The sequence below is a fragment of the Rhodococcus sp. BUPNP1 genome (genome assembly GCF_002215235.1).
Lineage (GTDB): Bacteria > Actinomycetota > Actinomycetes > Mycobacteriales > Mycobacteriaceae > Rhodococcus.
This window is the reverse complement of the sequence record NZ_NERM01000004.1, coordinates 139189-154674: the sequence shown is the minus strand read 5'-3', so window position 1 is coordinate 154674 and position 15486 is coordinate 139189. Positions and strand designations below refer to the sequence as shown.

General features: G+C 68.7%; 16 protein-coding genes. 9 read left to right on the top strand and 7 right to left on the bottom strand.

Annotation, left to right across the window (positions count from 1 at the left end; translation table 11 throughout):
• Window positions 1-15 precede the first annotated feature (15 nt).
• Both B9C99_RS05640 and B9C99_RS05635 read left to right on the top strand, forming a co-directional pair.
• Complete coding sequence (locus B9C99_RS05640; protein ID WP_060651486.1) at window positions 16-369, top strand: type II toxin-antitoxin system VapB family antitoxin; 354 nt, start codon at window positions 16-18, stop codon at window positions 367-369.
• A gap of 84 nt (window positions 370-453) precedes the next feature.
• Window positions 454-1950 carry a serine/threonine-protein kinase gene (locus B9C99_RS05635; protein ID WP_088897213.1) on the top strand — a complete coding sequence of 499 codons (1497 nt, stop codon included), beginning with the start codon at window positions 454-456 and terminating at the stop codon, window positions 1948-1950.
• Between the two features lie 40 nt (window positions 1951-1990).
• Here the strand turns inward: B9C99_RS05635 and hemW are convergent, their stop codons facing one another.
• Window positions 1991-3214 (bottom strand): radical SAM family heme chaperone HemW, encoded by a 1224-nt coding sequence (gene hemW, locus B9C99_RS05630; RefSeq protein WP_172414882.1) that lies wholly within the window; start codon window positions 3212-3214, stop codon window positions 1991-1993.
• A 392-nt stretch (window positions 3215-3606) separates the two neighbouring features.
• Here hemW and B9C99_RS05625 point away from each other — a divergent pair, with 392 nt between their 5' ends.
• The 7 genes from B9C99_RS05625 to B9C99_RS05595 all read left to right on the top strand — a co-directional run bounded on the left by B9C99_RS05625 (window position 3607) and on the right by B9C99_RS05595 (window position 11083).
• Window positions 3607-5322 carry a nitrite/sulfite reductase gene (locus tag B9C99_RS05625; protein ID WP_088897211.1) on the top strand — a complete coding sequence of 572 codons (1716 nt, stop codon included), beginning with the start codon at window positions 3607-3609 and terminating at the stop codon, window positions 5320-5322.
• 49 nt (window positions 5323-5371) lie between these two features.
• Window positions 5372-6100: a phosphoadenylyl-sulfate reductase gene (locus B9C99_RS05620; protein ID WP_016695466.1), complete on the top strand. Its 729-nt coding sequence runs from the start codon at window positions 5372-5374 to the stop codon at window positions 6098-6100.
• Complete coding sequence (cysD, locus tag B9C99_RS05615; RefSeq protein WP_088897210.1) at window positions 6097-7041, top strand: sulfate adenylyltransferase subunit CysD; 945 nt, start codon at window positions 6097-6099, stop codon at window positions 7039-7041. The genes B9C99_RS05620 and cysD overlap by 4 nt, the downstream gene beginning before the upstream one ends.
• 2 nt (window positions 7042-7043) lie before the next feature.
• Window positions 7044-8378, top strand: coding sequence for a GTP-binding protein (locus tag B9C99_RS05610; protein WP_088897209.1), 1335 nt, complete (start codon window positions 7044-7046; stop codon window positions 8376-8378).
• Complete coding sequence (locus B9C99_RS05605; RefSeq protein ID WP_088897208.1) at window positions 8375-9118, top strand: sirohydrochlorin chelatase; 744 nt, start codon at window positions 8375-8377, stop codon at window positions 9116-9118. Before B9C99_RS05610 ends, B9C99_RS05605 begins: the two co-directional genes overlap by 4 nt.
• 105 nt (window positions 9119-9223) lie before the next feature.
• Complete coding sequence (gene ppk2 / locus B9C99_RS05600; protein WP_016694117.1) at window positions 9224-10114, top strand: polyphosphate kinase 2; 891 nt, start codon at window positions 9224-9226, stop codon at window positions 10112-10114.
• A 96-nt stretch (window positions 10115-10210) separates the two neighbouring features.
• Window positions 10211-11083: a universal stress protein gene (locus B9C99_RS05595; protein ID WP_088897207.1), complete on the top strand. Its 873-nt coding sequence runs from the start codon at window positions 10211-10213 to the stop codon at window positions 11081-11083.
• Window positions 11084-11116: 33 nt separating this feature from the next.
• On the opposite strand, the gene B9C99_RS05590 is transcribed toward B9C99_RS05595, so the two are convergent.
• From B9C99_RS05590 to B9C99_RS05570, 6 genes are all read right to left on the bottom strand, one after another.
• The gene (locus tag B9C99_RS05590; RefSeq protein WP_088897206.1) at window positions 11117-12115 is read right to left on the bottom strand and encodes a sulfate/molybdate ABC transporter ATP-binding protein; all 999 of its coding nucleotides are present in this window, start codon (window positions 12113-12115) and stop codon (window positions 11117-11119) included.
• Complete coding sequence (gene cysW / locus B9C99_RS05585; protein WP_088897205.1) at window positions 12112-12918, bottom strand: sulfate ABC transporter permease subunit CysW; 807 nt, start codon at window positions 12916-12918, stop codon at window positions 12112-12114. The genes B9C99_RS05590 and cysW overlap by 4 nt, the downstream gene beginning before the upstream one ends.
• Window positions 12915-13712: a sulfate ABC transporter permease subunit CysT gene (gene cysT / locus B9C99_RS05580; RefSeq protein ID WP_016694104.1), complete on the bottom strand. Its 798-nt coding sequence runs from the start codon at window positions 13710-13712 to the stop codon at window positions 12915-12917. Before cysT ends, cysW begins: the two co-directional genes overlap by 4 nt.
• Window positions 13713-13826: 114 nt before the next feature.
• On the bottom strand, window positions 13827-14852 hold the full coding sequence (locus B9C99_RS05575) for a sulfate ABC transporter substrate-binding protein (protein ID WP_088897204.1): 1026 nt from the start codon (window positions 14850-14852) through the stop codon (window positions 13827-13829).
• 151 nt (window positions 14853-15003) lie between these two features.
• Window positions 15004-15096, bottom strand: coding sequence for an Ms4533A family Cys-rich leader peptide (locus B9C99_RS26330; RefSeq protein WP_315899260.1), 93 nt, complete (start codon window positions 15094-15096; stop codon window positions 15004-15006).
• 171 nt (window positions 15097-15267) lie between these two features.
• On the bottom strand, window positions 15268-15474 hold the full coding sequence (locus B9C99_RS05570; protein ID WP_016694101.1) for a hypothetical protein: 207 nt from the start codon (window positions 15472-15474) through the stop codon (window positions 15268-15270).
• Window positions 15475-15486: the final 12 nt, after the last annotated feature.

Genomic DNA, 15486 nt, shown 5'->3' with positions numbered 1-15486 from the left:
CCGTAATGTGTCCGCATGATCTTCAAGGGCGTCCGGGACGGCAAACCGTATCCCGATCACGGACTGTCTCTGCGCGACTGGTCGAGGATTCCGCCCCGCCAGGTGCGCCTCGACGAGATCGTCACGACGACGAAGGTGCTCGAACTCGACCGGCTGTTGTCGGAGGACTCGACCTTCTACGGCGATCTGTTCCCACACGCCGTCCAGTGGCAGGGCGTGCTGTACCTCGAGGACGGGCTCCACCGTGCCGTGCAGTCCGCACTGCGGAACCGGCCGGTGCTGCACGTGCGTGTCTTCGAGTACGACGTGCTGATTCCCGGTGGCGTGCCCGACCCGGGCGCCGAGGTTCGGGGCCCGTCTCCCGCATAGCCCGATCAGGGGTGGATTCGCCCCGTTTCGACCGACGTCCGACGGACCGCCCGAGCTCTCGGACACCGACCGGGAAGGAATGGCATGGGCGAGACGTTCGGCCGCTACGAACTGCAGACCCGGCTCGGCCAGGGCGGGATGGGTCAGGTGTGGTGCGCATTCGACTCGGTCACCGATCGTCAGGTCGCGGTCAAGGTCCTGCCGCCGGAACTCGCCGACGACGCCGGATACCGCGCGCGTTTCGATCGTGAGGCCCGGGCCGTCTCCAAGCTCCGCCATCCGAACATCGTCCCGATCCACAATTTCGGTGAGATCGACGGACGGCTGTACATCGACATGGCCCTGCTCGAGGGCGAGGATCTCGGCACCGTCCTACGACGTGAAGGTTCCCTGCCGCTCGACCGCACCGTGCGCGTGATCGGCCAGGTCGCTGCGGCTCTCGACGCCGCACACGATGCGGGACTGGTGCACCGGGACGTCAAACCGGCCAACATCGTGCTGCACCCCAGCGGCCATACCTATCTGATCGACTTCGGGATCGCACATGCCGACGGTCAGACCGCGCTCACGCGCGAGGCCGGAGCGATCGGCACTCTCGCGTACATGGCCCCGGAACGCTTCGACGGCCGATCCGGGCCGGGTTCCGACATCTACGCGCTGACCTGCGTGTTGTTCCAGTGCCTCACCGGACGAGCACCGTTCGCCACCGACAGCACCGCTCAGCACGTCGCCTCCCATCTCACGAAACCGCCGCCGCGTCCGACCGACCTCGTGCCCGGCCTCCCTGCCGCGCTGGACGGCGTCGTCGCACGTGGGATGGCCAAGCGGGTCGAGGATCGGTATCGCCGGGCCGGTGAACTCGCCGAGGATCTGGCCCGGAGCACGATGGACCGACGGCCGCCGCGCGGGGCACCGGTCCCGCTCCGGAAGGTCGAGCCCGGACCGCCGCCCACGGCGGTGATCCCGCCGACCGCGGTGAACCCGTCGAGCTGGATGGGCCCGCCGACCTTCCCGAACCGACCCCCGATGGGGCCTCCTCCCCCACCTCCGGCGCGTGCACCGCGCCGCGGTGCGGTCGTGGCACTCGCGGTCGCCGCCGCGGTGATCGCGGTGGGGGCGGTGCTCGCCTTCGTCCTCGGGCGGGGCACCGGCGACTCGCCGTCCGCCGGTGCCACGAGTCCACTCCCGGCGGAGACCTCGACACCCTCCACCGTGCCGTCCTCACCCGGATCGACGTCACCCGAACCGACCTCGTCGGAGTCACCGCCGAGTTTCGAGCGTATGGAGACCTTCGTGCGGGACTACTACGCGTTGCTCCCGGACGACACCGAACAGGCCTGGGCGTTGTTCGATCCCCACTACGCGGGGAAGGTCGGCCGGGCCGGGTTCGAGGAGTTCTGGCCGACGATCCGGTCCGTCTCGGTGGATGCCGTGGAGCCCCGCGATGCGTCGAGTGTGATCGTCACCCTGACGTTCGTCACCGTCGACGGCCGGACCGAGTCGGAGAAGCGCTGGGTGTCGGTGGTCGAGAACCGTGGGCGGCTGTCGGTCTACGACTCGGAGCGCATCGGCGCGGCATGACGCGACCGGTCGGTCGGAGCGGCGTGACGCGACCGGACGGTTAGTCGTCCGCGCCGAGCAGGATGGTGCGGACCACCGCGTCGGCGAGCAGCCGGCCCCGGTCGGTGAGCACGAGATGATCGTCGCGCTCCACGGCGAGCCCGTCGGCGACCACCGTCTCCGCCGCGACGCGCTCACCGTCGTCGAGTTCCGACAACGGCAGGCCCGTGCGCAGCCGCACGGTGAGCATGACGAGTTCGGTGTGCCGGTCCTCGGCCGTGAGGTGTTCGCTGCCCCCGACGGGCAGGACTCCGTCGGCGAGGGTCGACGCGTAACGGGCGGGATGCTTGACGTTCCACCAGCGCACGCCGCCGACATGGCTGTGCGCGCCCGGCCCGGCGCCCCACCAGTCGCCGCCGTCCCAGTAACCGAGGTTGTGGGCGCAGCGCGCCGACGGATCGTCGGCCTTCGCCCAGTTGGACACCTCGTACCAGGTCATTCCGGCGTCGGCGAGTCGCACGTCGATCCGCTCGTACCGCGATGCGAGCACGTCGTCGTCCGGGGCCGGCAGCTCGCCGCGACGGACACGGCGGGCGAGGGCGGTGCCGTCCTCGACGATGAGCGCGTACGCCGAGACGTGGTCGACGCCCGCTTCGAGCACGGCGTCGAGGGAGGCGTCGAGATCGGCATCGCGCTCGCCGGGAGTGCCGTAGATCAGATCGAGGTTGACGTGGCCGAAACCGGCCGCGCGCGCTTCCTTCGCCGCCGCGACGGGACGCCCGGGTGTGTGGGTGCGGTCGAGGACCGCCAGCACGTGCGGCGCCGCGGACTGCATGCCGAGCGACACGCGGGTGTATCCGGCCTCGCGGATCGACGAGAAGAACTCCGTGGAGGTCGACTCCGGGTTCGATTCGGTCGTCACCTCGGCGCCGGGGGCGAGCCCGAACGAGTCGCGGATCGCGTCGAGTACCTGCGCGAGACCGTCCGCGCCGAGCAGCGAGGGCGTTCCGCCGCCGACGAAGACCGTCTCGGCGGCGGGGGCCGGTCGTCCGGCCTCGGACAGCAGCCGGGCACCGGCGTCGAGTTCGCGGCGCAGACCCTCGAGCCAGGACTGCGGCGAGGCCGCGCTGCCGAGTTCCCCGGCCGTGTAGGTGTTGAAGTCGCAGTAGCCGCAGCGGGTCGCGCAGAAGGGCACGTGCACGTACACGCCGAACGGTCGCGTCCCCACGCCGGCGAGTGCCGAAGCGGGAAGTTCGAGACCGGCCGGACGACCCGCGATACCGATTTCCGTGCCGGTGCGTCGACCGATCTCAGTGCTGTTCACGCCCTCCAGTGTTCCAGAGACCCGAAGGGCGGTTCCGCGCGCGACGCCCCTACCTCGACATTTCCCGAAAATTGGGTGGAAATACCGCCCGCAATTCGGAATCGCCCCGGTGACATGGCACAATGGTCCGCATGACAGGACACGGAGTGCGACTCGTGGCGCGACGCCACGTCGACTTCAAGCGCGTCTGCGCATCCTGTTGTCTGCCTTGCGCCGCTTGTCTCTGCGCCGACTGTCTCTAGTCGGCACTCCCCGGCACATCCCAGATCCCGCCGGGTCGAAGCATGCGTGCACGAGGTCAGCCCCCTCCTGCGCTCGTCGATCCGGTTCCAGCGAATATCAGGAGACCCTGTATGTCGTCGACCACCGACGTCACGCCCGCCGACGAGTCGGCCACTCCCGCCCGCCGCGCGCGTCCCGCCAAGCGTCGCGCCGAGGGCCAGTGGGCCCTCGGTTACCGCGAGCCGCTCAACGCCAACGAGCAGACGAAGAAGGACGACAACCCGCTCAACGTCCGCAAGCGTATCGAGAACATCTACGCGCAAACCGGTTTCGACGGAATCGACAAGAGCGATCTGCGCGGCCGCTTCCGCTGGTGGGGTCTGTACACCCAGCGCGAGCAGGGCTACGACGGCACCTACACCGGTGACGAGAACATCGACCTGCTCGAGGCGAAGTACTTCATGATGCGGGTGCGCTGCGACGCCGGCGCCCTGAATCTCGCGCAGCTGCGCACGATCGCCGGTATCTCCACCGAGTTCGGTCGCGACACCGCCGACCTGTCCGATCGCGAGAACGTCCAGTACCACTGGATCGAGGTCGAGAACGTCCCGGAGATCTGGCGTCGTCTCGAATCGGTCGGTCTGAAGACCACCGAGGCGTGCGGCGACTGCCCCCGCGTCGTGCTCGGTTCGCCGCTCGCCGGTGAGTCCCTCGACGAGATCATCGACGGCACTCCGGCGATCGACGAGATCGTGAGCCGCTACATCGGCAACCCCGAGTACTCGAATCTGCCGCGCAAGTTCAAGACCGCGATCTCCGGCCAGCAGGACGTCGTGCACGAGATCAACGACGTCGCCTTCATCGGCGTCGAGCACCCCGAGCACGGCCCCGGCTTCGACCTGTGGGTCGGCGGCGGTCTGTCCACCAACCCGATGCTCGCGCAGCGGGTCGGCGCGTGGGTGCCGCTCGAGGAGGTCGCCGATGTGTGGGAAGGCGTCGTCGCGATCTTCCGCGACTACGGCTACCGCCGGCTGCGGTCCAAGGCACGCCTGAAGTTCCTCATCAAGGACTGGGGCATCGAGAAGTTCCGCGAGGTGCTCGAGACCGAATACCTGAAGCGTCCGCTGATCGACGGCCCGGCCCCGGCTGCACCGGAGCGTCCGATCGATCACGTCGGAGTCCAGAAGCTGCGCAACGGCCTCAACGCCGTGGGTGTCGCGCCGATCGCCGGTCGTGTCTCGGGCACGATCCTGTCGAAGGTCGCCGACGCCGCCGAGCGTGCGGGTTCGGACCGGATCCGGTTCACCCCGTACCAGAAGCTGATCGTGCTCGACGTGGCCGACGACAAGGTCGAGCAGCTCGTCACCGAGCTCGAGGCGCTGGGTCTGCCGGCTTCCCCGTCGCCGTGGCGCAAGAACCTCATGGCGTGCACGGGAATCGAGTTCTGCAAGCTGTCCTTCGTCGAGACGCGCAAGCGTTCGCAGGCTCTCGTGCCCGAGCTCGAGGAGCGTCTCGCCGACATCAACGCGCAGCTCGACGTCCCGGTGACGATCAACATCAACGGCTGCCCGAACTCGTGCGCGCGCTCCCAGATCGCCGACATCGGCTTCAAGGGTCAGCTCGTCGACGACGGTGAGGGCAACCAGGTCGAGGGTTTCCAGGTGCACCTCGGCGGTGCGCTGGGCTTCGACGCGAAGTTCGGACGCAAGCTGCGCCAGCACAAGGTCACCAGCGCCGAGCTCGGCGACTACATCGAGCGGGTGGTGCGCACCTTCGTCAAGGAGCGCGCGCCCGGCGAGCGCTTCGGCGAATGGGTCGTCCGCGCCGAGGAGGCAGACCTGCGATGACGGGCACTGCTGCAGCGGTCGACACGAAGACGGATCGGGAAGGGACGCGATGACGATCGATACGAACATCGACGAGCTCCGAAGTATTGCCGCGCAGGGGGCGGCAGAACTCGAAGGTGCGTCGGCGCAGGAACTCCTGCGGTGGACGGACGAGACCTTCGGTACCCCCACCACCGACGGTGGACGTAGCGGGTACATCGTCGCGTCCAACATGCAGGACGGTGTCCTGGTCCATCTGGCCGCGCAGCAGCGCCCCGGCGTGGACGTGCTGTTCCTCGACACCGGCTACCACTTCGCCGAGACGCTCGGCACGCGCGATGCGGTGGAGCAGGTGTACGGCGTGAACATCGTCAACGCCCGGGCGCAGCAGTCCGTCGCGGAGCAGGACGCCCTGCTCGGCAAGGATCTGTTCGCTCGCGACCCGAACGAGTGCTGCCGCCTGCGCAAGGTGGTGCCGCTGAAGGAGAGTCTGAAGGGCTACCGCGCCTGGGTGACCGGCATCCGCCGTGTCGAGGCGCCCACCCGCGCGAACGCACCGCTGATCTCGTTCGACGACGCGTTCGGACTGGTGAAGATCAATCCGATCGCGGCATGGTCCGACGAGGACATGCAGAACTACATCGACGAACACGGGATCCTCGTCAATCCCCTCGTCGACGAGGGCTACCCGTCCATCGGGTGCGCCCCGTGCACCACCAAACCACTTCCCGGAGCCGATCCGCGCAGCGGGCGCTGGGCCGGCCGAGCCAAGACCGAATGCGGGTTGCACGCCTCATGACACTCACCGATACGAATCCCACCGACACCCGGACGCTGTTGGACGGCAACCGGTTCGACACCCTCGACGCCCTCGAGTCGGAGGCGATCCACGTCTTCCGCGAGGTCGCGGGCGAGTTCGAACGCCCCGTCATCCTGTTCTCGGGAGGCAAGGACTCCACCGTCCTGCTGCACCTCGCGATCAAGGCGTTCTGGCCCGCACCGCTGCCCTTCGCGCTGCTGCACGTCGACACCGGCCACAACCTGCCCGAGGTCCTCGAGTTCCGCGACCACGTGGTCGAGAAGTACAACCTGCGACTGCACGTCGCGAGCGTCGAGGACTACCTCGCCGACGGCCGGCTCACCGAGCGTCCCGACGGCATCCGCAACCCGCTGCAGACCGTGCCGCTGCTCGACGCGATCTCGGAGAACCGGTTCGACGCCGTCTTCGGCGGCGGCCGCCGCGACGAGGAGCGTTCGCGCGCCAAGGAGCGGATCTTCTCGCTGCGCAACGCATTCGGCCAGTGGGATCCGAAGCGGCAGCGTCCGGAGCTGTGGAATCTGTACAACGGGAAGCACGCACCCGGTGAGCACGTGCGAGTGTTCCCGCTGAGCAACTTCACCGAGCTCGACATCTGGCGGTACATCGCCCGCGAGAACGTCGAACTGGCGAGCATCTACTACGCGCACGAGCGTCCCGTCTACCGCCGCGACGGCATGTGGATGACCCCGGGTGTCTGGGGTGGTCCGGCCGAGGGCGAAGAGCTCGAGACGCGTTCGGTGCGCTACCGCACCGTCGGCGACGGCTCGACCACCGGCGCGATCCTGTCCGAGGCCTCCACGAACGAGGAGATCCTCGCCGAGGTCGCGGCATCACGACTGACCGAGCGCGGCGCCACCCGCGGCGACGACCGGGTTTCCGAAGCGGCGATGGAAGACCGCAAGCGAGAGGGCTATTTCTGATCATGAGCGACCTTCACGAGCGGAGCGTGCAGAGCGACACGCAGCTGCTGCGCCTCGCCACCGCCGGTTCGGTCGACGACGGCAAGTCCACCCTGGTGGGCCGGCTGCTCTACGACACCAAGTCCGTACTCGCCGACCAGATCGACGCCGTCACCCGCGCGTCGGTCGACCGCGGCCTCGACACCCCCGACCTGTCGCTGCTCGTCGACGGTCTGCGCGCCGAGCGTGAGCAGGGCATCACCATCGACGTGGCCTACCGCTACTTCGCGACGCCGAAGCGCAGCTTCGTCCTGGCCGACACGCCGGGTCACGTCCAGTACACCCGCAACACGGTGTCGGGTGCGTCCACCGCGCAGCTCGTCGTCCTGCTGGTCGACGCACGGAAGGGTGTCGTCTCGCAGACCCGCAAGCACGCCGCCGTGCTGGCCCTGCTCGGTGTGCCGAAGCTCGTCCTCGCGGTCAACAAGATCGACCTCGTCGAGGATCCGGCCTCGGTGTTCGCGCAGATCTCCGCCGAGTTCGGGGAACTGACGAGCTCGCTCGGCTGGGCGCCCGCGGACGTGCAGGAGATCCCGGTCTCCGCGCTGCACGGCGACAACGTGGCGGTGCGCAGCGAGAACACCCCCTACTACGACGGCCCGACCCTCATCGAGTACCTCGAGTCGGTCCCCGTCGACGCCGACGTGCACGGCCGGCACGAGACCGGTCTGCGCTTCCCGGTGCAGTACGTGATCCGTCCCCGCACCGCCGAGTTCCCCGACTACCGCGGCTACGCCGGCCAGGTCGCGGCGGGATCCGTGCGCCCCGGCGACGAGGTCGTCGTGCTGCCGTCCGGTGTCCGCACCACCGTCGAGCGCATCGACAGTGCCGACGGCGCATTCGATGTCGCGCACGCCGGCCGGTCGGTGACCCTCGTGCTCGCCGACGACGTCGACGTCTCCCGCGGCGACATCATCGCCACCCCGGAGGCGGCACCCGAGCCGCTGTCGGAGTTCGAGGCCACCGTGTGCTGGCTCGCCGAGAAGCCGCTGCGTCCCGGCGCCCGGCTGCTGCTCAAGCACGGCACCCGCACCACGCAGGCCATCGTCGGGACGATCGACGAGCGGTTCGACGAGCAGAACCTCTCCTCCGTCCCGAGCCCGGACAGCATCGAGCTCAACGAGATCGCGCGCATCACGGTGCGTGTGGCCGAGCCGATCGCCGCGGACGACTACCGCGTCAACCGCCGCAGCGGCAGCTTCCTGCTGATCGATCCGGCCGGGGGCAACACCCTCGCCGCGGGTCTCGTGGGCGACGGACTCGCCGACATCGAGCTCGGGGACCGCGTCCCGGCATGATGCCGCTCGTCGCCGTCGCGCACGGCAGTCGCGACCCGCGTTCGGCGCGGGCCGTGGCTGCCGCGCTCGACACCGTCCGGGCCGAGAATCCCGGTCTGGATGTGCGACTCGCGTTCCTGGACCTGAACACCCCGGCGGTCGGTCAGGTCCTCGACGCGCTCGTCGCGGACGGGCATCGGCAGGTCGTGGTGGTGCCGCTGCTGCTCGGCAGCGCCTTCCACGCGCGGGTCGATCTGCCGGCCCTGTTGCACGAGGCGCAGCAACGTCATCCTTTGCTCGAGGTGCTGTGCTCGCCGATCCTCGGCGACGACGATCTCCTCGTCGACGCGGCTCGCGACCTGATCACGGCCACGGGTGTGTCGGTCGACGATCCGTCCGTCGGTGTCGCGGTGTGCGCGGTGGGATCGCGACGCCCCGAAGCGAACCGGGCGACCGAACTGGTCGTTCCTCGTATCCTCGCCGGCACGGCGTGGACGCGGGCCGCGGCGTGCTTCGCCACCACCGGTCCGTCCGTCGGGACGACCCTCGCCGACCTCACCTCCCGCGGCGCCCGCACCGTCGTGCTGACACCGTGGATCCTCGCCCCCGGACTGCTCTGGGACCGCGCCTGCGCCGAGGCCGACAGCCTCGGGCACGTGCGGGTCGCGCAGACCCTCACCCGGCACGATGCCGTCGCGCGGGTGATCACCGCGCGCTACACCGAGGCCGTGCACCGGCGGCGCGGACTGCACGTCGCCTGAGTCGCGTCCGACTCTCCGCCCGAGTTCACGCACGATTCGCATTCCTCCGCTACAACGGAGTCACGGTCGTCGTTCGGCGACATCGGTGATCCGGGAGGGCCTCGCGTGCAGAACGAACTCCGTCGCTACATCGACCGGCTCCGTACGGAGGGCTATTCGGTGCGCGACGACCACGGTGAGGACCCTGATCTGATCGACATCGAGGGCCGCGCCGTCGACACCTGGCGGGAGAACTATCCGTACGACACCCGGATGGACCGCGCCACCTACGAGGTCGAGAAGTACCTCCTGCAGATCGAACTGCTGAAGTTCCAGTCGTGGGCCAAGGACAACGGGTCCAAGCACATCATCGTGTTCGAAGGTCGCGACGCCGCCGGCAAGGGCGGCACGATCAAGCGGTTCCAGGAGTACATCAACGTCCGGCACGCCCGGACCGTCGCGCTCAACAAGCCGTCCGACCGCGAGCAGGGCCAGTGGTACCTGCAGCGCTACATCCAGCACTTCCCCACCGCCGGTGAGCTCGTGCTGTTCGACCGCTCCTGGTACAACCGCGCCGGGGTCGAGCGGGTCATGGGTTTCTGCAGCGACGACGAGTACGAACGCTTCATGGAGCACGTCCCGTTGTTCGAGAAGCTCGTCGTGGACGCCGGCATCACCCTGACGAAGTTCTGGTTCTCCGTGACCCGGAGGGAGCAGCGCACGCGCTTCGCCATCCGCCAGCTCGATCCGGTGCGGCGGTGGAAGCTGTCGGAGATGGACCTCGAATCGCTCGACAAGTGGGACCAGTACACCGACGCGAAGGAAGAGATGTTCCGGCGCACCGACACCGACTGGGCGCCGTGGACGACCATCAAGTCCAACGACAAGAAGCGGGCACGGATCAACGCGATGCGGTTCTTCCTCAACCAGTTCGAGTACGACGACAAGGACCGTCAGATCGTCTTCCCGGCCGACCCGAAGATCGTCCGGCGCGGCAAGGATGCCGTCGGCGACTAGCCTCCGGGAGGTCGTGCTCCGGGCGTGCCGAGGTGCGCAGGGCTGGCGCGCAGCCTGTGATCCGTACCACACTGGACGGTGACGCGAGGAGGCAGCATGGGCACAGCCAATGTCGGTCACGGAATCGTCGTCGGCATCGACGGATCGGACAGCGCACTCGATGCGGCCCGGTGGGCCGCCTGCGTCGCCCGGCGTCTCGGCGAACCGATCGACCTGGTGCACGTTCATCCCCCCACCTCCGACAACGGGACCGACCCGTCGGAGGCCGTTCTCACCGCCGCGGAAGCAGCCGTTCGTGGCGCGGTCGACCGGGTGGAGGTCCGGCGGTCCACGCCGTCGGGCAAGCCGGATCGCGTGCTCACCGACCTGTCGCGTGAGGCACGGATGATCGTTCTCGGTCACACCACCACCACCGAATGGCAGTCGATGGTGCGGCGTTCCGACGTCGTGTCGGTGGCCAACCACGCCGAATGCCCGGTGGTGACGTGGCGCAGCCGCGAGGGATTCCAGCCACCCGACGGTCGTCCGGTCGTCGTCGGCGTGGACGGCACCGAGGTCAGTGCGGGGGCCGTCGAGCACGCGTTCGCGACCGCGGCGGCGCTCGAGGCACCGCTCGTCGCGATCCACACGTGGACGGAGCAGTCCACGCTCACCTACGGCGAGGGGTCACGGTTCACGGACTGGACGGCCTACGTCGAGTACCGGAGGGAGGAGATGAGGTCGAACACCTCCGGGCACACCGAGCGGTTCCCCGACGTCGAGGTCTCCTACCGGGTCGAGCGGGGCAAGCCCGACATCGTCCTGCTCGAGGAGTCCAAGAGCGCCCAGCTCGTGGTGGTGGGCAGCCACGGGCGGAGTCCGCTGGCCGCTGCGGTGGTCGGCTCGAGCAGCCAGGGACTGATCCACCACAGTTGCTGTCCGGTCATGATCTGCCGGGCCCACCACCGGTCGGAGACCGAAGCGCACTGACCCGGCGCGCATGAGCCCGACGCCGGCGTTCGGTTACTGCGCGGCGGTACCGAGCGGGGCGGCCTCGGACGCGGCGGGAGCGTGCGCGTAGACGGTATCGCCCGCGACGAGCCCCAGGTCGTGGGCTTCGCCGCGGGTGATCTGCGTCGTGAACTGCTCACCGGTCGCGTCGTTGCGCAGTTCGACACGTACCTCGAAGCCCAGCCGGACGACACGCTCGACGGTCGCCCGCGTGACACCGACCGAGCCGCCGGACGTGTCGGAGAGCGCGGGTTGCCGGGCGAGCCGGATGTCGTGCGGCCGCACCAGCACGCCGTTGAGCTTGGACACCGTGCCGAGGAACGACATCACGAAGCTGTTCGCCGGGCGATCGTAGAGTTCCTCGGGCGTTCCGACCTGTTCGATGCGTCCGGCGTTCATCACCGCGATGCGGTCGGCGACGTCGAGCGCCTCCTCCTGGTCGTGCGTGACGAGCACGGTGGTCACGTGCACCTCGTCGTGCAGGCGGCGCAGCCAGGTCCGCAGGTCGGCGCGGACCTTTGCGTCCAGGGCACCGAACGGCTCGTCGAGCAGCAGCACCTGCGGGTCCACCGCGAGGGCACGCGCGAGCGCCATGCGCTGACGCTGGCCGCCGGACAGCTGCGCCGGATAGCGTCGCTGGAATCCGCCGAGCCCGACGATCTCGAGCAGGTCGTCGACCCGCTTCGTGATCTCGGCCTTGGGGCGCTTGCGGATCTTGAGTCCGAAGGCGACGTTCTCGCGCACGGTCATGTGCTTGAACGCGGCGTAGTGCTGGAACACGAACCCGATGTCGCGCTTCTGCGGGGTGACGCCGGTGACGTCCTTGCCGGCGATGTGGACGCTGCCCGCGTCGAGGGTCTCGAGGCCCGCGATCGAGCGCAGCAGGGTCGACTTCCCCGAACCCGACGGGCCGAGCAGGGCGGTGAGCGAGCCGGACGGGATGTCGATGTCGACGTCGTCGAGTGCGGCGAAGTCTCCGTAGTTCTTGCGCGCCCCGGTGACGGTGATCATTCGGTGCTCCTCTTCCGGTCGAGCAGGGTCATCAGCAGCAGGACGATCACCGCGATGGCCATGAGCAGGGTCGCGGCGCTGTAGGCGCCGAAGGTGTTGTGGTCGTCGATGTACCGGGCGTGCACGAGCAGCGTCAGCGTCTGGGAGACGCCGGGGAAGCCGGACGAGACCATGATGACGGCACCGAACTCGCCGAGGGCTCGCGCGACGGTGAGGACGATGCCGTAGGTCAGGCCCCAGCGGATCGCCGGCAACGTGATCCGCCAGAAGGTCTGCCAGGTGTTCGCGCCGAGGGTCGCGGCGGCCTGTTCCTGCTCCTCCCCGATCTCGCGCAGCACCGGTTCGACCTCGCGCACGACGAACGGCAGCGTCACGAAGATCGTCGCGAGCACCATGCCCGGCAGGCCGAAGATCACCTTGAAGCCGAGATCCTCGACGGCACCGAACCATCCGTTGGCGCCCCAGAGCATGATCAGCGCGACACCCACGACGATCGGAGAGACCGCGAAGGGCAGGTCGACGACGGCCTGCAGCAGTCCCCTCCCCGGGAATCTGCCGCGGACGAGGGCCAGAGCGACGACGATGCCGAAGATCACGTTCACGGGTACGACGATCGCGACGATCAGCAGCGACAGGTTCAGCGCCGAGATCGCGGCGGGGGTGCTGATCGATTGGGCGAACGCCACGATGCCGTTCTCGAAGGTGCGGTAGAGGATCACCCCGATCGGGACGAGCAACAGCACGAACAGATAGGCGAGCGCGACGAAGCGCAACGACAGTCGGGATGCGACGGACGGTTTCACCGGTCGTCCTCCTCTCGGCGCAGCCCCCGGTTCGCGACCAGGCGCAGGACGAACAGCACGACGAAGGCGATCACCAGCAGCGCGACGGAGACCGCGGCGGCGTTGACCGGCCGGTCGATCTCGATCTGCTGCTGGATGTACTGCGACGCGACCTGGGTCTTGTACGGGATGTTGCCGCCGATGAGCACGATCGAGCCGTACTCACCGATGGCGCGGGCGAACGCCAGGCCGGTGCCGCCGAGGACGGCCGGTGCGAGCACGGGCAGCACGACCGTGCGGAAGATCGTGAAGTTGCCGGCTCCGAGCGAGGCGGCGGCCTCCTCGACCTCACGGTCGGCCTCGATGAGCACCGGCTGCACCGAGCGCACCACGAACGGCAGCGTGACGAACGCCAGCGCCACCACCAGTCCCGGCTCGGTCGCGTTGAGCTGCACACCGATCGGGCTCTGCGGCCCGTACAGCGAGAGCAGCACGATGCTCGCGACGATCGTCGGCAGGGCGAAGGGCAGGTCGATGAGGGCGTTGACGAACTTCTTGCCCGGGAACTCGTCGCGGACGAGCACCCAGGCGATCACCGTGCCCATCACCGCGTTGATCGCCGCGACGACCAGCGAGACGACGACGGTGATCCGCAGGGTCGCCAGGGCGGCCGGCGCGGTGATCGCATCGACGAAGGTCCCGAGACCGTCCGAGACGGAGTGGAAGGCGAGGGCCGCGAGGGGAAGCAGGACTATCAGGCTCAACCACAGGGTGGCGATGCCGATACCGAGGGGCCCGACGGCGCCGGTGAACATCCGGCGTCGTGGTCGGGCGGGGGCCGTGGCGGACGGCCGGCGACGCGAACCCGCCGGGGCGGGAGACGAATCTCCCGACCCGGCGGTGTGTTCCGAAACGGTCACGCGCGTGCTCTACTTCGTCGCGTTGTCGTAGATCACCGCGATGGTGCCGGTGCTGTCGGCGAACAGCTCCTCGTTCACGGTCTCCCAGCCACCGAGATCGGCGACGGTCCACAGCTTCTCCGGCTGCGGGAACTCGTCGGCGAACTCCTCGGCGACGGTCGGATCGACGGGCCGGAAGCCGGCCTCGGCCCACAGGCGCTGCGCCTCGGGGGTGTACAGGAAGTCGTTGAACGCCTGCGCGACCTCGACGTCCTTCGCGTTCTTCAGTACCGCTGCGGGATTCTCGATCTTGAAGGTGACGGGCGGGGTGACGTGCTCGACGGGGTCGCCGTTGCGCTCGATGAACAGTGCCTCGTTCTCGTAGCTCAGCAGCACGTCGCCGGTGCCCTGCAGGAAGGTCTCGGTGGCCTCGCGACCGGACTTCGGCTGCACCTTCACGTGGTCGGTGACCAATGCGGTGACGTAGTCGATGCCGGCCTGCGGGTCGGCGCCGCCGTTGCTCTTCGCGGCATAGGGCGCGAGCAGGTTCCACTTCGCCGAACCCGAGCTGAACGGGTTGGGGGTGACGACCTCGACGTCCGGACGGAGCAGGTCGTCCCAGTCGCGGATGTTCTTCGGGTTGCCCTCACGGACGACGATGGTGACGACCGATCCGAACGGAATCCCGTTGTAGGCGTTGTCGTTCCAGTTCTCGTCGACGAGACCGGCGTCGACGAGGCGGGTGATGTCGGGCTCGACGGAGAAGTTCACGAAGTTGGCCTCGGCGCCGTCGCGCACCTTGCGGGACTGGTCTCCGGAGGCGCCGTAGGACTGCTGGAAGACGACACCCTCGCCCTCCTCGGTCGCCTCGAATGCGGGGATCAGCGAGTCGAATCCGACCTTGGGCACGGCGTAGGCGTAGAGGTTGATCGTGCCGCCGGATCCGTCGCCGCCGCTCTCGGCTCCGACGGTGTCGCTCGAACCGCCGGCGCAGGCGGTGAGGGAGAGGGCGGTGACCGCGGCGAACGCCGCGACGACGAACCTGGAACGTTTCATGACGAGCCTCCTGAGGGGCTGTTTCGAGGGGGATGAACGCGACCGGCACCGGACGAGGGGCTGCCGGAATCGGACCGGCCGGGATTCGCGAGGATGCGGCACCGACGGACGAGAGGATCCGGAAGATGGGGACCGCGGAGAGAAGAAGTGTTCAGCGACAACAGTCGATGTCGGCGACCGAAGGCATGCCCACAGCGATCAACGCCAACTCGTGGCGGATGCGGGGCAGAGTGGTCGCGGACACGCGGCAGAGATTAGCAGAGGTCGAGGGTCGACCGAAATCGACGATTCGGACACCGGGCGTCGAGCACCGAACCGGATGCGCGAGCGGCATGCTCACATGGAGACGAGCCATGCGACGACGACGATGATCAGCAGCGCGATCAGCGCCAGGGTCACGCGCGAACGCGGCATGTCAGCAATCCTCCGTCGTCGTGGCGGGCGAGTCCGTCTCTCCGCGGCCGAGCAGTCCGAAGACACCGGCCATCGCCCGATCGAGCAGCCATGCGACCCCGAAGCAGGCCGGCACCAGCACTGCGAGCACCAGGGCCACCTGGGGGACGAAGGACAGGCCCGCGAGCCACAGCTCGAAGCCGTCCCACCACGAAGCCACCCGATCCATTGCCTACACCCT